This window comes from Streptomyces sp. NPDC048415 (assembly GCF_040651675.1).
GTDB lineage: Bacteria > Actinomycetota > Actinomycetes > Streptomycetales > Streptomycetaceae > Streptomyces.
Genome location: NZ_JBEZKJ010000003.1, coordinates 254,644 through 271,364 on the forward strand (window position 1 = coordinate 254,644; position 16,721 = coordinate 271,364).

Annotated in this window: 14 protein-coding genes, 1 pseudogene and 1 riboswitch; of the genes and pseudogenes, 14 read left to right on the plus strand and 1 reads right to left on the minus strand. The window is 69.6% G+C overall.

Features of this window, described 5'->3' with window-relative positions:
* Positions 1-92: 92 nt before the first annotated feature.
* From shc to AB0D27_RS04325, 8 genes are all read left to right on the plus strand, one after another.
* A complete protein-coding gene (shc, locus tag AB0D27_RS04290) occupies positions 93-2,096 on the plus strand; it encodes a squalene--hopene cyclase (protein WP_362501835.1) in 2,004 nt (667 codons plus the stop codon).
* Positions 2,096-2,737, plus strand: a complete 642-nt coding sequence (locus AB0D27_RS04295; protein ID WP_362501837.1) for a 1-hydroxy-2-methyl-2-butenyl 4-diphosphate reductase — start codon at positions 2,096-2,098, stop codon at positions 2,735-2,737. Before shc ends, AB0D27_RS04295 begins: the two co-directional genes overlap by 1 nt.
* Before the next feature lie 5 nt (positions 2,738-2,742).
* Positions 2,743-3,765 carry an adenosyl-hopene transferase HpnH gene (hpnH, locus tag AB0D27_RS04300; protein ID WP_362501839.1) on the plus strand — a complete coding sequence of 341 codons (1,023 nt, stop codon included), beginning with the start codon at positions 2,743-2,745 and terminating at the stop codon, positions 3,763-3,765.
* 4 nt (positions 3,766-3,769) lie between these two features.
* Entirely contained in the window at positions 3,770-4,927 is a 1,158-nt protein-coding gene (gene ispG, locus AB0D27_RS04305) for a flavodoxin-dependent (E)-4-hydroxy-3-methylbut-2-enyl-diphosphate synthase (protein WP_362501841.1), read from the plus strand.
* Between the two features lie 28 nt (positions 4,928-4,955).
* Complete coding sequence (dxs, locus tag AB0D27_RS04310) at positions 4,956-6,887, plus strand: 1-deoxy-D-xylulose-5-phosphate synthase (RefSeq protein ID WP_362501843.1); 1,932 nt, start codon at positions 4,956-4,958, stop codon at positions 6,885-6,887.
* Complete coding sequence (locus tag AB0D27_RS04315) at positions 6,884-8,284, plus strand: aspartate aminotransferase family protein (RefSeq protein ID WP_362501845.1); 1,401 nt, start codon at positions 6,884-6,886, stop codon at positions 8,282-8,284. Before dxs ends, AB0D27_RS04315 begins: the two co-directional genes overlap by 4 nt.
* Positions 8,285-8,367: 83 nt before the next feature.
* Positions 8,368-9,006: an XRE family transcriptional regulator gene (locus AB0D27_RS04320; protein ID WP_362501847.1), complete on the plus strand. Its 639-nt coding sequence runs from the start codon at positions 8,368-8,370 to the stop codon at positions 9,004-9,006.
* A 44-nt stretch (positions 9,007-9,050) separates the two neighbouring features.
* Entirely contained in the window at positions 9,051-9,167 is a 117-nt protein-coding gene (locus AB0D27_RS04325) for a DUF6126 family protein (protein ID WP_362501904.1), read from the plus strand.
* 7 nt (positions 9,168-9,174) lie between these two features.
* Here the strand turns inward: AB0D27_RS04325 and AB0D27_RS04330 are convergent, their stop codons facing one another.
* A complete protein-coding gene (locus tag AB0D27_RS04330) occupies positions 9,175-9,972 on the minus strand; it encodes a tyrosine-protein phosphatase (RefSeq protein ID WP_362501849.1) in 798 nt (265 codons plus the stop codon).
* Between the two features lie 189 nt (positions 9,973-10,161).
* On the opposite strand from AB0D27_RS04330, the gene AB0D27_RS04335 reads away from it, so the two are divergent.
* The 6 genes and pseudogenes from AB0D27_RS04335 to AB0D27_RS04360 all read left to right on the plus strand — a co-directional run bounded on the left by AB0D27_RS04335 (position 10,162) and on the right by AB0D27_RS04360 (position 16,502).
* Positions 10,162-12,231 carry an alpha-galactosidase gene (locus tag AB0D27_RS04335; RefSeq protein ID WP_362501851.1) on the plus strand — a complete coding sequence of 690 codons (2,070 nt, stop codon included), beginning with the start codon at positions 10,162-10,164 and terminating at the stop codon, positions 12,229-12,231.
* 302 nt (positions 12,232-12,533) lie between these two features.
* A riboswitch (cyclic di-AMP (ydaO/yuaA leader) is annotated at positions 12,534-12,690 on the plus strand.
* 4 nt (positions 12,691-12,694) lie between these two features.
* On the plus strand, positions 12,695-13,618 hold the full coding sequence (locus AB0D27_RS04340; RefSeq protein ID WP_362501853.1) for a LysM peptidoglycan-binding domain-containing M23 family metallopeptidase: 924 nt from the start codon (positions 12,695-12,697) through the stop codon (positions 13,616-13,618).
* Positions 13,619-13,810: 192 nt separating this feature from the next.
* Positions 13,811-14,227, plus strand: coding sequence for a hypothetical protein (locus AB0D27_RS04345; protein ID WP_362501906.1), 417 nt, complete (start codon positions 13,811-13,813; stop codon positions 14,225-14,227).
* Positions 14,215-14,445: pseudogene (locus AB0D27_RS04350) on the plus strand (DUF6250 domain-containing protein); the annotation flags it as partial. The gene AB0D27_RS04345 and the pseudogene AB0D27_RS04350, both read left to right, overlap by 13 nt.
* A gap of 145 nt (positions 14,446-14,590) precedes the next feature.
* Positions 14,591-15,376, plus strand: a complete 786-nt coding sequence (locus AB0D27_RS04355; protein WP_362501855.1) for an SGNH/GDSL hydrolase family protein — start codon at positions 14,591-14,593, stop codon at positions 15,374-15,376.
* Positions 15,377-15,755: 379 nt separating this feature from the next.
* A complete protein-coding gene (locus tag AB0D27_RS04360) occupies positions 15,756-16,502 on the plus strand; it encodes an SIMPL domain-containing protein (RefSeq protein WP_362501856.1) in 747 nt (248 codons plus the stop codon).
* Positions 16,503-16,721 lie beyond the last annotated feature (219 nt).

Here is a 16,721-nt window from a genome sequence, read left to right on the forward strand (position 1 = left end):
TCGCGTAGTCGCCGGCCGGTGCCGCGGGAGAAGGAAGCACCGGCCGACGGCGGACCCACAGCAGAGACGTACCACTGCACGAAGGGGAAGCCATGACAGCGACGACCGACGGAAGCACCGGGGCCCTGCCGCCCCGCGCTGCCGCGGCCAGCGACATCCCACACGCGACGACTCCCGAGGCGGCCGGGACAGTCGAGACCCGAGACGCCGCCGCGCGCGCGATACAGCGCGCCACCGACTTCCTGCTCACCCGGCAGGACGCCGAAGGCTGGTGGAAGGGCGACCTCGAGACGAACGTCACGATGGACGCCGAGGACCTGCTCCTCCGTCAGTTCCTGGGCATCCGCGACGAGTCGACCACGCGCGCCGCCGGACTCTTCATTCGCGGCGAACAACGCGAGGACGGCACCTGGGCCACGTTCTACGGCGGCCCGGGCGAACTCTCCACCACCATCGAGGCGTACGTCGCCCTGCGGCTGGCCGGGGACGACCCGCAGGCGCCGCACATGGCGAAGGCATCGGCGTGGATCCGCGAGCGCGGTGGCATCGCCTCGGCCCGTGTCTTCACCCGGATCTGGCTCGCCCTGTTCGGCTGGTGGAAGTGGGACGACCTGCCCGAACTCCCGCCCGAGCTCATCTACTTCCCGAAGTGGATGCCGCTGAACATCTACGACTTCGGGTGCTGGGCGCGGCAGACGATAGTGCCGCTCACCGTCGTCTCGGCGAAGCGCCCCGTGCGGCCCGCGCCGTTCCCGCTCGACGAGCTGCACACCGATGCCGGCAACCCCAACCCCGTCAAGCCCCTTTCTCCGGTGGTGAGTTGGGACGGCGTGTTCGAGCGCCTGGACAAGGTCCTGCACCAGTACCGCAAGGTGGCGCCGCGCAGGCTGCGCCGGGCCGCGATGAACACGGCGGCCCGCTGGATCATCGAACGGCAGGAGAACGACGGCTGCTGGGGAGGCATCCAGCCACCCGCCGTGTACTCGATCATCGCCCTGCACCTGCTCGGCTACGACCTCCAGCACCCGGTGATGCGCGAGGGGTTGGCGTCGCTGGACCGTTTCGCCGTGTGGCGCGAGGACGGCGCACGGATGATCGAGGCCTGCCAGTCGCCGGTGTGGGACACCTGCCTCGCGACCATCGCGCTCGCCGATGCCGGCGTCCCCGCCGACCATCCGCAGCTCGTGAAGGCCGCGGACTGGATGCTCGGGGAGGAGATCGTCCGCCCCGGCGACTGGTCGGTCAAGCGGCCCCAACTTCCCCCGGGTGGCTGGGCGTTCGAGTTCCACAATGACAACTACCCGGACATCGACGACACCGCCGAGGTCGTCCTCGCGCTGCGCCGCGTCAGGCACCACGACCCCGATCGTGTCGAGAACGCCATCGGGCGCGGGATCCGCTGGAACCTCGGGATGCAGTCGAAGAACGGCGCCTGGGGCGCCTTCGACGTCGACAACACCAGCGCGTTCCCCAACCGGCTGCCGTTCTGCGACTTCGGTGAGGTCATCGACCCGCCGTCCGCCGACGTCACCGCGCACGTCGTGGAGATGCTCGCAGTCGAGGGCCTCTCGCACGACCCGCGCACCCGCCGGGGCATCGAGTGGCTGCTCGCCAACCAGGAGCCGAACGGGTCCTGGTTCGGACGGTGGGGCGTCAACTACGTCTACGGCACGGGCTCGGTGGTGCCCGCGCTGGTGGCCGCCGGGCTGCCCGGCTCGCATCCCGCGATCCGCCGGGCCGTCGCCTGGCTGGAAACCGTGCAGAACGACGACGGCGGCTGGGGCGAGGACCTGCGCTCCTACCACGACGCCGCCGAGTGGAGCGGCCGCGGCGCCTCCACCGCCTCCCAGACCGGCTGGGCCCTGCTGGCCCTGCTCGCCGCCGGGGAGCGCGAGTCCAAAGCCGTCGAGCGCGGGGTCGCCTGGCTCGCGGAGACCCAGCTGCCCGACGGCTCCTGGGACGAGCCGTACTTCACCGGCACCGGCTTCCCCTGGGACTTCTCGATCAACTACCACCTCTACCGGCAGGTCTTCCCGCTCACCGCACTCGGCCGCTACGTCCACGGCGAGCCGTTCGCCGAGGCCAAGGGGGGTTGATGAGCACGAATCCCGCCCCGGCACCCCTGCTGATCGCCTGCGCGCTCGGCATCGAGCACCTCGCCCTGCGCAGCGGTGACCGGACGGGGGCCGACGGGCCCGTCACCGTGCTGCGTACCGGCATGGGGCCCAAGGCCGCCGAGCGTTCCGTCACCCGGGTCCTCGCCGACCCGGCGCTGCGCGAGGCCGCCGTCCTGGCCACGGGTTTCTGCGCGGGGCTCGCCCCCGGCATGCACCCCGGTGACCTGGTCGTCGCCGAGGAGACCCGGGACCCGCGCGGCACCACGCCCTGCGTGGGCACCGACCTGCTCGTCAAGGAACTGGTGCGTGCCGTGCCGGGGCGCACCGTCCACACGGGGCCGCTCACCGGGTCCGATCACGTCGTCCGAGGTCACGAGCGGTCGGATCTGCTCGCGACCGGCGCAATCGCGGTCGACATGGAGTCGGCGTCCACACTCCACAGCGCCGTGCGCACGGGCATGCGCCCGGTTGCGGCCGTACGGGTGGTCGTGGACGCTCCTGAACATGAACTCGTCCGTATCGGCACGGTACGCGGTGGAATATCGGCTTTCCGTGTTCTTCGTGCCGTCCTTCCCGCTTTTTTTGAATGGCACCGTTCTTTGCTGCTCCCTCGGAGGTGAGCCAGATGGCCATGCCGCTTCGGCAGTCCATGAAGGTCGCTGCATATCTGTTTGAACAGAAGCTCAGGAAGCGGGACAAGTTCGCCCTGCTCGTCGAGTTGGAACCGCTCTTCGCGTGCAACCTCGCGTGCGAGGGCTGCGGCAAGATTCAGCACCCGGCCGGTGTGCTCAAGCAGCGGATGCCCGTGGCCCAGGCCGTGGGCGCGGTCCTTGAGTCCGGTGCGCCGATGGTGTCCATCGCGGGCGGTGAGCCGCTGATGCACCCGCAGATCGACGAGATCGTGCGGCAGCTGATCGCCAAGAAGAAGTTCGTCTTCCTGTGCACCAACGCGCTGCTGATGCGCAAGAAGATGGACAAGTTCAAGCCGTCGCCCTACTTCGCGTGGGCCGTGCACATCGACGGGCTGCGCGAGCGGCACGACGAGTCGGTCGCCAAGGAAGGCGTCTTCGACGAGGCGGTGGAGGCCATCAAGGAGGCCAAGCGGCGCGGCTTCCGGGTCACCACCAATTCGACCTTCTTCAACACCGACACTCCGCAGACCATCATCGAGGTCCTGAACTACCTCAATGACGACCTGAAGGTGGACGAGATGATGCTCTCGCCCGCCTACGCCTACGAGAAGGCCCCCGACCAGGAGCACTTCCTCGGCGTCCAGCAGACCCGGGAGCTGTTCAAGAAGGCCTTCGCGGGCGGCAACCGGCGCCGCTGGCGGCTCAACCAGAGCCCGCTTTTCCTGGACTTCCTGGAGGGCAAGGTCGACTTCCCGTGCACGGCGTGGGCGATCCCGAGCTACTCGCTCTTCGGCTGGCAGAAGCCCTGCTATCTGATGAGCGACGGGTACGTGCAGACGTACAAGCAGCTCCTGGAGGAGACCGACTGGGATTCCTATGGCCGCGGCAAGGACGAGAGGTGCGCCAACTGCATGGCGCACTGCGGCTACGAGCCGACAGCCGTCCTCGCCACCATGGGCTCCCTCAAGGAGTCGATCCGCGCCGCCCGTGAGACCTTCACGGAAAGCCGCGGGTGACGAAATGACCGCCGTTTCCTTGGGCCTCCCCGAGGTGCCGGTCCGGCCGATCGCGGAGCGCCGCCTCTCGCGGCAGATCCAGGTCGGACCGGTGGCGGTCGGGGGAGGAGCACCCGTCTCGGTGCAGTCGATGACGACGACGCGTACGTCGGACATCGGCGCCACCCTGCAGCAGATCGCGGAACTCACCGCGTCCGGCTGCCAGATCGTCCGCGTCGCCTGCCCCACGCAGGACGACGCGGACGCCCTCGCGACCATCGCCCGCAAGTCGCAGATCCCGGTGATCGCGGACATCCACTTCCAGCCGAAGTACGTGTTCGCGGCGATCGACGCGGGCTGCGCCGCGGTGCGGGTGAACCCGGGCAACATCAAGCAGTTCGACGACAAGGTGAAGGAGATCGCGCGGGCCGCCAAGGACGCGGGGACTCCCATCCGGATCGGTGTCAACGCCGGTTCGCTCGACCGGCGGCTGCTGCAGAAGTACGGCAAGGCGACGCCCGAGGCGCTCGTCGAGTCGGCGCTGTGGGAGGCGTCCCTCTTCGAGGAGCACGGTTTCCGGGACATCAAGATCTCGGTGAAGCACAACGACCCGGTGATCATGGTCAACGCCTACCGGCAACTGGCGGCGCAGTGCGACTACCCGCTGCACCTCGGTGTGACCGAGGCGGGTCCGGCGTTCCAGGGGACCATCAAATCGGCCGTCGCCTTCGGGGCGCTGCTCAGCGAGGGCATCGGGGACACCATTCGGGTCTCCCTGAGCGCGCCGCCCGCCGAGGAGTGCAAGGTCGGCATCCAGATCCTGGAGTCCCTGGGCCTGCGGCAGCGACGCCTGGAGATCGTCTCGTGCCCGTCCTGCGGGCGCGCCCAGGTCGATGTGTACAAGCTGGCCGACGAGGTCACGGCCGGTCTGGAGGGGATGGAGGTCCCGTTGCGCGTCGCGGTCATGGGCTGCGTCGTCAACGGCCCCGGCGAGGCGCGCGAGGCCGACCTGGGGGTCGCCTCCGGCAACGGCAAGGGGCAGATCTTCGTCAAGGGCGAGGTCATCAAGACCGTGCCCGAGTCGAAGATCGTCGAGACCCTCATCGACGAGGCGATGAAGATCGCCGAGCAGATGGAGAACGACGGCGTCGCGTCCGGAGAACCGGCCGTCACGGTGAGTTGATCAGCACGGACCGAGAGGGGGCCCGAGCGTGACCATTCTGGAGAACATCCGGGGACCACGCGACCTGAAGGCGCTGTCCGAGGCGGAACTCGGTGAACTGGCCGACGAGATACGGGAGTTCCTGGTGCACGCGGTCGCCAGGACCGGCGGCCACCTCGGGCCCAACCTGGGAGTGGTGGAACTCTCCATCGCGCTCCACCGGGTCTTCGAGTCACCCGTCGACCGCATCCTGTGGGACACCGGCCACCAGAGCTACGTACACAAACTATTGACGGGACGTCAGGACTTCTCCAAGTTGCGCGGAAAGGGCGGCCTGTCCGGCTATCCCTCGCGCGAGGAGTCCGAGCACGACATCATCGAGAACAGCCACGCCTCCACGGCGCTGGGCTGGGCCGACGGGCTCGCCAAGGCCCGTCAGGTGCAAGGGAAGAAGGGCCATGTCGTCGCGGTCATCGGCGACGGCGCGCTGACCGGCGGCATGGCGTGGGAGGCACTGAACAACATCGCCGCCGCCAAGGACCGTCCGCTGATCATCGTCGTCAACGACAACGAGCGTTCTTACTCACCGACCATCGGCGGCCTCGCGAACCACCTCGCCACCCTTCGTACGACCGACAGTTACGAGAAGGTCCTCGCCTGGGGCAAGGACGTACTACTGCGCACGCCCGTCATCGGAAACACCGTCTACGAGTCGCTGCACGGCGCGAAGAAGGGGTTCAAGGACGCTTTCGCGCCGCAGGGCATGTTCGAGGATCTGGGGCTCAAGTACCTCGGGCCGATCGACGGACACGACATGGGCGCCGTGGAGTCCGCGCTACGGCGCGCGAAACGCTTCCACGGGCCCGTGCTCATCCACTGCCTGACGGAGAAGGGGCGCGGTTACGAGCCCGCGCTGGCGCACGAGGAGGACCACTTCCACACGGTCGGCGTGATGGACCCGCTCACCTGCGAGCCTCTCGCGCCGTCCAACGGGCCTTCCTGGACCTCGGTGTTCGGTGACGAGATCGTCAGGATCGGCCAGGAGCGCGAGGACGTCGTGGCGATCACGGCGGCCATGCTGCACCCGGTGGGACTCGGGAAGTTCGCCGAGAGGTTCCCCGATCGCGTGTGGGACGTCGGAATCGCCGAGCAGCACGCCACGGTGTCCGCGGCCGGCCTCGCCACCGGCGGCCTGCATCCCGTCGTCGCCGTCTACGCCACCTTCCTCAACCGGGCCTTCGACCAGCTCCTCATGGACGTCGCACTGCACCGCTGCGGCGTGACCTTCGTCCTCGACCGGGCCGGGGTCACCGGTGTCGACGGGGCCTCGCACAACGGCATGTGGGACATGTCGATCCTCCAGGTCGTACCGGGCCTCAGGATCGCCGCCCCGCGCGACGCCGACCAGCTGCGGGCCCAGCTGCGGGAGGCGGTCGCCGTCGACGACGCGCCTACGCTGATCCGCTTCCCGAAGGAGTCGGTCGGGCCGCGGATCCCGGCGGCCGACCATGTGGGCGGCATGGATGTGCTGCATCGGGCCGACCACCCCGAGGTGCTGCTCGTCGCGGTCGGCGTCATGGCCCCGGTCTGTCTCCAGGCCGCCGAACTGCTCGAAGCCCGCGGCATCGGCTGCACCGTCGTCGACCCGCGTTGGGTGAAACCCGTCGACCCGTCGCTGCCCGGCCTCGCCGCCGAGCACCGGCTCGTCGCCGTCGTCGAGGACAACAGCCGGGCGGCCGGGGTCGGCGCGGCGGTCGCGCTGGCGCTCGGGGACGCCGAAGTCGACGTCCCGGTAAGGCGGTTCGGCATACCGGAGCAGTTCCTCGCGCACGCCAAGCGCGGTGAGGTGCTGGCCGACATAGGTCTGACGCCCGTCGAGATCGCCGGGCGGATCAGCGCCGGCCTGGCCGTCAAGGATGAGCTGTCCAAGGCGAAGGACGAGCTGTCCGTGGATGAGTTGTCCAAGGAGAAACAGCAATGACCGACCCTGCGGAGAAGGGCGATTTCGACCTCGGCGCGCTCCTCGCCGAGCGCGGAGCCGAGCGCTACGAGCTGCACACCAAGTACCTGAATCACCAGCTCCCGCGCATGCTGCACACCATCGGCTTCGACAAGGTGTACGAGCGTGCCGAGGGTGCCCACTTCTGGGACGCGGACGGCGACGACTACCTGGACATGCTCGCCGGGTTCGGAGTGATGGGCCTGGGCCGCCACCACCCCGTCGTCCGCAGGGCGCTGCACGACGTCCTCGACGCCTCGCTCGCCGACCTCACCCGCTTCGACTGCCAGCCGCTGCCCGGGCTCCTCGCGGAGAAGCTGCTCGCCCACAGCCCTCACCTGGACCGGGTGTTCTTCGGCAACAGCGGCACGGAGGCCGTCGAGACCGCGCTGAAGTTCGCCCGCTACGCCACCGGGAAGCCGCGGATCCTGTACTGCGCGCACGCCTTCCACGGGCTGACCACCGGCTCGCTGTCCGTGAACGGCGAGGACGGGTTCCGCGACGGCTTCGCACCGCTGCTGCCCGACACGGCCGTCGCGCTCGGTGATCTCGACGCTCTGGCACGGGAGTTGAAGAAGGGCGACGTCGCCGCGCTCATCGTCGAGCCCATCCAGGGCAAGGGCGTGCACGAGGCGCCGCCCGGATATCTGCGCGCCGCCCAGGAGTTGCTGCACCAGCACAAGGCGCTGCTCATCGCGGACGAGGTGCAGACGGGCCTCGGGAGGACCGGGGACTTCTACGCCTACCAGCACGAGGAAGGCGTCGAGCCGGACCTGGTGTGTGTGGCCAAGGCGCTGTCCGGCGGCTACGTGCCGGTCGGGGCCACCCTCGGCAAGGACTGGATCTTCAAGAAGGTCTACTCGTCGATGGACCGGGTCCTCGTCCACTCGGCGAGCTTCGGGTCGAACGCGCAGGCCATGGCGGCGGGGCTCGCCGTGCTCTCCGTCATGGAGAACGAGCAGGTCGTGGCGAACGCCCGGGCCACGGGCGAACGGCTGAAGTCCCGGCTCACCGCACTGGTGGACACATATGAGCTGCTCAGCGACGTACGCGGCCGGGGTCTGATGATCGGCATCGAGTTCGGGCGGCCCAAGTCGCTGAAGCTGCGCAGCCGCTGGACCATGCTGCAGGCCGCGCGCAAGGGCCTGTTCGCGCAGATGGTGGTCGTGCCGCTACTGCAACGGCACCGCATCCTCACCCAGGTCTCCGGCGATCACCTGGAGGTGATCAAGCTGATCCCGCCGCTGATCATCGGCGAGCGGGACGTGGACCGCTTCGTGGAGGCCTTCACCGCCGTGATGGACGACGCGCACAGCGGCGGCGGGCTGATGTGGGACTTCGGCAAGACACTGGTGAAGCAGGCGGTGGCGAACCGCTGATCTTCGCCCGCCTGCTGGTTCTGGTTTTTACCTGTGGGGCAAAAGATTTGCCCCACAGGTAAGGCTCGGGCTCAATGGAAGACATGAGCCCTGCTGAGACCGGGGCGGTCGAAGAGCCGTCCGCCGAGCTGCCCGCCGTCGCGCCACAGCTCCGTGCGCTGCGCCGCCGCGCCTCCCTGACCCTTGAGGTCGCGTCCCGCGCCGCCGGGCTCTCGCCCGCCCACCTCTCGCGCCTGGAGACCGGCCGGCGCCAGCCTTCGCTGCCGATGCTGCTCGCGCTGGCTCGTATCTACGGTACGACGGTCTCGGAGCTGCTCGGCGAGACGGTCGCCGAGCGTGACGCGATCGTACGCGCCGCCGACATGGAGCCGACCGGGGCGGGCGGCTGGACCTACTGGCAGGCCGGCGCTTCGGGCCGCGGCATGCAGGCCCTGCGCGTGCACGTCCCGTACGGCTCGCAGGGCGACATCGTGCGCGTGCACCCCGGCGAGGAGTGGCTCTACGTCCTCAAGGGCCGGCTGCGACTGCGCCTCGGGGACACCGCGCACGTGCTCGCGCCGGGCGACAGCGCGCACTTCGACTCGCTCACCCCGCACCGCATCGCCGCCGACGATCGCGGCGGGGCCGAGCTCCTCTTCGTACACACCCTGCTGCAGAGCCCCACCGCCGCGCTGTGCCTCGGCCCGGCGACGGGACACCCGACCTCGGGAGAGACGCCATGACCGAACCCACCGAGAAGACCGAACCGACGGGCCCGCGGCGGTCCATGGAGGAGAAGTTCCCGCGCGCCCTGTGGGTGCGACTGATCATCTACGTGGCCGTCGGCCATCTCTTCGCGGCCTTCATCTACCTGCTCTTCACGCTGGGCGCGCACAACCAGTAGGCGTACGTCAGTCCAGCAGCCGCTCCCGCAGGCGCTCCCGCAGCTCGGGGGTCATGCCCAGCCCCTGCTTCAGGTAGGCGTCGACCCCGCCCCAGGTCTCCTCGATCGTCTCGAAGGCCGCCGTCAGGTAGGCGGCGCGCGCGTCGAACAGCGGGCTGAGCAGCTCCATGACCTCCGGCGAGTACGCGGAGGCGGAGGTGCTGCTGCGGTGCACCTTGTAGCGGCGATGCGCGGCGTTCGACTCCAGGTAGTCGGCGATGATCGCGTCGCGCTCGACGCCGAGGGCGAGGAGCGTCACGGCTATGGACAGGCCGGCGCGGTCCTTGCCCGCCGCGCAGTGCATCAGGGCGGGCACGCTGTCCTCGGCCAGCGCGTGCAGCACCCGGGAGTGCTCGGCGGTGCGCTCCTTGATGATCGTGCGGTAGGACACGATCATCCGGTTCGCGCCCTTGCCGTCCGACAGGATCGCGCGTAGCTGGTCGAGGTCGCCGTCGCGGACCATCTTCCAGAACTCGGCGCCGTCGGCCGGGTCGGTCAGCGGAAGGTTCACGTTCCGCACGCCGGGCAGCTCGACGTCCGGGCCCTCCAGCTTCTGGTCCGAGGCATTGCGGAAGTCGAAGATGGTGTGCAGTCCCAGGGAGGCGAGGAACGCGGCGTCCTCCTCGGTGGCGTGCGCGAGATGGCCGCTGCGGAACAGCTGCCCGTACCTCACCTGCCGGCCGTCCTCGGTGGGCAGGCCGCCCACGTCCCGGAAGTTGCGCACTCCGGCCAGCTCGGGCTCGGTCGACGGGATCTGCTGCGTCACGGGGGCTCCTCCCATTCGGCCGTCGTCGCTGCTCGGGCTCTGCTCGGCGGCGTGTGTCGACGGTTTGCGTTCTTGACGATACGACATGGGTTCCTGAGGCAATGAGTTGTCCACAGGCGTTGCTCCCGAACCCGGATCCCCTGATGATGTTGGTCTGTGATCGCAGCTGTTCGAATCTGTGGGGGACCGATGATCGAGGTCGGCGCGGACGGTCGTACGTGGCTTCTGTCGGGGCCGACGAGCAGTTACGCACTGCGGCTCACCGAACGCGACGAGCTGCTGCATCTGCACTGGGGCCCGCGGATCACGCTGCCCGACGCCGAGGCGCTCGCCGTCCTGCCCGCATCGCGGTACTGGCCGTTCGAGTCGCCGCTCGACGGACACGAGGAGTACCCGGTCGAGGGCGGCCCCCGCTTCGTACGCCCCGCCCTGTCGGTGCGGACGGACGAGCGGCGCGGCACCGAGTGGCGCTTCGAGGAGTACGGCACGGACGGTGACGAGCTGCGGCTGCGCTTCTCCGACTCCGGGCTCGGCATCACGCTGCACTACCGGACACGTGGCGATGTCATCGAGCGCTGGGTCACCCTGGCGGGCGAGGGCCCCGCCCTGGAGCTGCTGCGCGCCGACTCCGCGACCTGGACGCTGCCCGAGCGCGACGGATGGCGGCTGTCCCAGCTGCACGGCCGATGGGCGGCCGAGTCCCGGCTGGCGCGCTCCCCCCTCACCTACGGTGAGAAGGTCATCGGCAGCCGGCGCGGGCACACCGGGCACCAGCACCTGCCGTGGGTCGCGCTCGACACAGAGGCGACCGAGGAGACCGGCGAGGTCTACGGATGCGCGCTCGGCTGGTCGGGTTCCTGGCGGATCTCCGTGGCCCAGCTTCCGGACGCGCGCGTGCAGATCACCGGCGGCGCCGGGTACGACGACTCGGGACTGCTGCGACTGGAGCCGGGGGAGTCGTTCACGACCCCCGTCTTCGCCGGGCTGTGGAGCGACGGCGGCTTCGGCGGGGCGAGCCGGGCCTGGCACGCGTACCAGCGGGCGTATGTCATCCCCGACGCCGGCCAGGACCGGCCGGTGCTGTTCAACTCCTGGGAGGCCACCACCTTCGACATCTCCGAGGAGCAGCAGCAGGCGCTCGCGCGGCGGGCCGCCGCGATGGGGGTCGAGTTGTTCGTGGTCGACGACGGCTGGTTCGGGGCGCGCACCAGCGACCGGGCCGGCCTCGGCGACTGGACGCCCAACCCCGACCGCTTCCCCGCGGGACTCAAGCCGCTCGCCGACCATGTGCACGGGCTCGGTATGCGGTTCGGGATCTGGGTCGAGCCGGAAATGGTCAATCCGGACAGCGAGCTGTATCGCACGCACCCCGACTGGGTGCAGTTCCAGCCGGGTCGAACCAGGACGGAATACCGCAATCAGCTTGTACTGAACCTCGCGCGCCCGGACGTCCAGGAGTATCTCTGGGGGCAGCTCGACGGCCTGCTCTCCAGCGCCCCGATCGACTATGTGAAATGGGATTTCAACCGCTGCTTCACCGACGCGGGTTGGCCGGCCGAGCGCTACCCGCAGAAGCTGTGGGTCGAGCACGTACAGGCCCTGTACGCACTCCTCGACCGGCTGCGGGCCGCCCACCCGGGCGTCGCCTTCGAGTCCTGCTCGGGCGGCGGTGGCCGTATCGACCTGGGCATCATGGCGCGCACGGACCAGGTGTGGACCTCCGACAACACCGACCCGCTCGACCGGCTCGCCATCCAGTACGGCTTCAGCCAGGTCCACCCGGCCCGGATCATGGCCGCGTGGGTCACGGACAGCCCGAATACGCAGCTCAACGGGCGCGCCAGCTCGCTGCGCTTCCGCTTCGTGAGCGCCATGGCCGGGGTGCTCGGTGTCGGCGGAGACCTCACCAAGTGGAGCGAGCAGGAACTCGACGAGGCGCGGGAGTGGGTGGAGCTCTACAAAGACATCCGGCCCGTCGTGCAGCGCGGCGACCTCTATCGGCTGCGGCCCCCGGAGGGCGGGCTGAGCGCGGTGCAGTACGTCCACGGCGACGAGACCGTCGTGCTCGCCTGGCTCCAGGCCCAGCACCACGGTGAGCCCGTCGCCGCACTCCGGTTGCGCGGACTCGACCCGACACAAGCGTATGAGTGCCGCGAAACGGGCGAAGTGTACCGAGGGGCGGTGCTGCTGCATCACGGGGTGCGGACGAGGCTTCGCGGCGACCTCGATGCGACGGTTATCCGACTGCGTCGCATCTGACTGTTCTGTCCGAATTGGCGTCTTCATTCCAACTAACCCTGGAATAAAGCACCGTGGGGTGAGGTGCGTGAGGAGCGTCATATTCGTGACGATGCGTTGCGGCGTCCATTTCACAATCAGCCCGAATTCAAAGGCGGGTTGAGGAACGGAAAAGATCGTCCATGCACGGAGGGTGACCGGAATTCCGGCATGGATCAAGAACGGCACGTGCATAGAAATCGCCCATGGTTGTCGAAGCGCTCTCATCTCGCTTACGTTCTGCCCCAATCCGGACGGACGCCCAATCCTGCCGCCGCCCGGAATCCGCACACTCACCCGCACACGGCAGGAGCGGGGGACCCACAGGTTCCATGCCTGTTCCGGTCTCCGGAACGGCTAGGGGTACAGCCGCGCATGCGCACGGCCGGGCATCTCCAGCCCGCACCCGACAGCTCACCTCGCAGGCGCCGGAGAGGAACTCGTCATGCCCGCGAAGGGTAAGCACCGCCGTCCCAAGTCCCAGCGTTTCACCCGCTCGATCGCCGTGGCCGGAACCGGTGGCGCCGCGCTCGCGCTGCCTCTGATGGGGGCCGCCGGCGCCCATGCCGCGACTCCGACCGCCGCTGTCGCGCAGAAGGCCGTCGCGCAGAAGGCCGTCGCGCAGAAGGCCGTCGCGCAGAAGGTCGAGAAGACCGCGACCGCCGCTCCCACCGCCGCGAAGAAGGTGGCCGCGACGAAGACCTACGCGGTGAGGGCCGGCGACTATCTCTCCAAGATCGCCGACGAGCAGAACGTCAGCGGCGGCTGGAAGAAGCTCTACTCCGACAACCGCTCGGCCATCGGCAGCGACCCGTCGCTGATCCACCCCGGCCTGAAGCTGACGATCGGCAAGAAGGCCGCGGCCGCCGGCGCCACCCAGTCGTCCACCAAGACGACGACCTCGGCCGCGAAGACCACCAAGACCGCCACGGCCAAGCCCGCCTCCATCGCCACCAGTTCCGGTTACACCCTGCCGGTCGAGGGTGCGACGATCGGCACCGGCTACAAGGTGGCGGGCAGCATGTGGTCCAGCGGTTACCACACCGGTGTGGACTTCGTGGTCCCGACCGGCACCACCATCAAGGCCATTGCCCCCGGCACCGTCGTCTCCGCGGGCTGGGGCGGCGCGTACGGCAACCAGGTCGTCATCCAGCACGCCGACGGCCAGTACTCGCAGTACGCCCACATGTCCGCGCTCTCCGTCTCGGCGGGCCAGACCGTGACCGCGGGCCAGCAGGTCGGCCTCTCGGGCGCGACCGGCAATGTCACCGGACCGCACCTGCACTTCGAGATCCGCACCACGCCGAACTACGGCTCGGACGTGGACCCGGTCGGGTACCTGCGCTCGCACGGCGTCGCCGTCGTCTGACGCCGCTCCCTGCTCCTGACGGCAGGACCGCCTCCAAAGGCCGGACCCCACGATCCCCGGGGTCCGGCCTTCGGTGTTCCGTGAGCGGTTCATGATCAGCGCTAGTTCATCTCGGCGATCGACGGCGAGACGGGCACCGAGCGCACCCGGCAGCCGGTCCCCGACGACTTCGTCGCCGACGGCCCCTCCGGCATCGCCTACCTCGACGGCGAACACCCCAGCCTCGTCATGAAGTTGGTCACCCGCGTCGGAGCCGGGCGCGGAGTCTTCCGCGTCCTCTTCCAGACGTGGGACTTCAACGGGACGGATCTGACCCGGCGCTGGAAGTACGTTGCCCCCTCGGGCAGCGGCGCCACCAGCTTCCACCAGATCCGTACCGTCGACGTGGACCAGGGCGGCAGCGACGAGATCGCCGATGGCAACTACGTCGTGAACAGCGACGGCACCCTGCGCTACGTCGTCGACGGGGCTATTCACGGTGACCGGTTCGACATCGCCGACCTCGACCCCGACAGGCCGGGCCCGGAGGGCTTCGCCATCCAGCAGTCCGATCTGGGCATCGTGTCCCACTTCCCCTGGTACGACACCGACGCCGCGTTCGGCCGCTGATCTACGACTACACCGAGCCGCTGCTCGTCGCGAACGAGCCCAACCAGGTCCGGATCGTCTCGGACGGCTCCCTCGTGCAATGGTGGAACAACGGGTGGCTGGTCTTCCACTACACCGACGTGGAGCCCTACACCAGCGGGCACTTCGCGTTCCGCACCACCTGGAGCCATTTCCGGATCAGTGACTTCCGTGTGTGGCGGCTGCATCAACGCCCCTGATCCGAGGCGTATTCCAAGATTGGTCAATACTTGACGAGTGGCTTATCTCACCAACCGTCAACCCTTCCTTACGGTCGCGTAGCTCACATCGAAAGGTGAATCATGACCCGATGTGGCAGACGATTCGAAGAGTGACAACAGATCAGTGATCGGGTCGTACGTGGCGGTGGGGGACAGCTTCACCGAGGGCGTCGGCGACCCCGGGCCTGACGGGGCCCTTGTCGGATGGGCCGACCGGTTCGCGGTGCTTCTCGCGGACCGGCGGCCCGAGGGCGACTTCAACTACACCAATCTCGCTGTACGCGGCAAACTGCTCGACCAGATCGTCGAGGACCAGCTCCCGCGCGCCAAGGAACTCGCCCCGGATCTGGTCTCCTTCTCCGCGGGCGGCAACGACATCATCCGGCCCGGCACCGACCCCGACGAGGTCGCGGAACGCTTCGAGCGCGCGATCGCCGAACTTACCTCCGCCGTGGGCACCGTGATGGTGACCACCGGCTTCGACACCCGTGGTGTGCCCGTGCTGAAACACCTGCGCGGCAAGATCGCCACGTACAACGGGCATGTGCGGGCCATCGCGGACCGGTACGGCTGTCCGGTCCTCGACCTCTGGTCGCTCAAGACGATCCAGGACCGCCGCGCCTGGGACGGTGACCGCCTGCACCTCTCTCCCGAGGGCCACACCCGGGTGGCGCTCCGCGCCGGCCAGGTCCTCGGCCTCGAAGTCCCCGCCGACCCTGACCAGCCCTGGCCGCCGCTGCCGCCGCGCGGCACCCTGGAAGTACGGCGCGACGACATCCACTGGGCCCGTGAGTACCTGGTCCCCTGGATCGGGCGGCGGTTGCGCGGGGAGTCGTCGGGCGACCACGTGGCGGCCAAGGGAACCCTGTCGCCGGACGACATCAAGATGCGAATCGAGTCGGTGGCCTGACGTCCGGCCTCTCCCGCCTGGCAGGTCGGCGCCGACCGCTGATGGTGGGTGCGGGGTGCGGGGCGTTGCGGCAGTGCGGGGGCGATTCGGGGGAGCGGGTGCGTGTGCGAGCCGCTGTGGGCGCGGGGCCCTAGGTATGTGCCAAGGCCGCTGTGGGCGCGGGGCCTAGCTGTGCGCCAGGCCGCTGCGGGCGCGCAGGCCCAGGTGCGTGTGTGAGGGAGAGCGCCGCTGCGGGTGCCGGCGCGGGTGCCGGTGCCGGGCTCGACCGGTGAGGTGACAGCGCGGGAGTGGCGCGGGGCGGGACGCGGTCGGCGGTGCTGGGATGACCGCGAACCGCCGCCCCGACGTCCCGAGGGGCGGGGCCCGAAGGAGACTCCGCATGCCCGCCCTTCGCACCGTCACCGCGCTCGCCGTGACCCTCCTCGCCTTGACCCTTCCCCAGGCCGCGACGACACCCGCCCTCGCGCTGGCCGCCCGTCCCGGCGGCATTGCCGCACCCAGCCCCTCGACGGTCACCGTCACCGGCCAGGGCACCGCCACCGCGGCGCCGGATCTCGCGATCGTCGGCGCCGGTGTGGAGGTCACCGCGAAGACCTCGAAGCAGGCCCTCGCCGCGCAGAGCGCCGCGTCGAACGCCCTGCTCGACGCCGTGCGGGCCCATGGCGTCCAGGAGCGGGACATCCGCACCGAGAGCGTCTCGCTGTCCCCGGTCTACGAGGACCACGGCGGCGTCTCCCAGCTGACGGGTTACCAGGCCGCGCAGTCGTTCGCCCTCAAGGTCCGCGACATCGCCGCGACCGGTGCGGTCCTGCAGGCCCTCACGGACGCCACAGGCGACGCGGGCCGCATCCACTCCGTCGCCTTCGACATCGCCGATCCGGCTCCGCTGCACGCCCGCGCCCGCGAGGCCGCCTACGAGGACGCGTACGCGAAGGCCCTCCAGTACGCCCGCCTCGGTGGCCACCGCCTCGGCCGACTGGTCTCCCTCACCGAGGACGGCAGCGGCGAGTCTCGCCCGGTACCGATCGCGACGGCGGCCTTCGACCAGGCCGGGACGAACGTGCCGGTCGCGCCGGGCGAGACCCGGGACACGATCACGGTCACGGCGGTGTACGAGCTGGACTGAACGGAAAAGGTGCCGGCTCTTCACACGCGAGCGGTGGTCGCGGTAGCCGCACGGGCCCGGTGGTCACCGTAGTCGTAGGCGCCCCGGCGGTCGCAGCAGTCGTACGGACCCAGTGATCGCCGTGCGCGTACCGGCCCGGTGCCAGGGCGTACGACGGTCGACGCGCCGGGGGCGCGGCCTCTAGCGCACCGCCGCGACCAACGCCTCCCGCTTCAGCCC

Excerpts from the sequence above, each read along its gene's own strand:
- shc (WP_362501835.1), top strand. The coding sequence starts at position 93 with ATGACAGCGACGACCGACGGAAGCACCGGGGCCCTGCCGCCCCGCGCT.
- AB0D27_RS04295 (WP_362501837.1), top strand. The coding sequence starts at position 2,096 with ATGAGCACGAATCCCGCCCCGGCACCCCTGCTGATCGCCTGCGCGCTC.
- hpnH (WP_362501839.1), top strand. The coding sequence starts at position 2,743 with ATGGCCATGCCGCTTCGGCAGTCCATGAAGGTCGCTGCATATCTGTTT.
- ispG (WP_362501841.1), top strand. The coding sequence starts at position 3,770 with ATGACCGCCGTTTCCTTGGGCCTCCCCGAGGTGCCGGTCCGGCCGATC.
- AB0D27_RS04315 (WP_362501845.1), top strand. The coding sequence starts at position 6,884 with ATGACCGACCCTGCGGAGAAGGGCGATTTCGACCTCGGCGCGCTCCTC.
- AB0D27_RS04320 (WP_362501847.1), top strand. The coding sequence starts at position 8,368 with ATGAGCCCTGCTGAGACCGGGGCGGTCGAAGAGCCGTCCGCCGAGCTG.
- AB0D27_RS04325 (WP_362501904.1), top strand. The coding sequence starts at position 9,051 with ATGGAGGAGAAGTTCCCGCGCGCCCTGTGGGTGCGACTGATCATCTAC.
- AB0D27_RS04335 (WP_362501851.1), top strand. The coding sequence starts at position 10,162 with ATGATCGAGGTCGGCGCGGACGGTCGTACGTGGCTTCTGTCGGGGCCG.
- AB0D27_RS04340 (WP_362501853.1), top strand. The coding sequence starts at position 12,695 with ATGCCCGCGAAGGGTAAGCACCGCCGTCCCAAGTCCCAGCGTTTCACC.
- AB0D27_RS04360 (WP_362501856.1), top strand. The coding sequence starts at position 15,756 with ATGCCCGCCCTTCGCACCGTCACCGCGCTCGCCGTGACCCTCCTCGCC.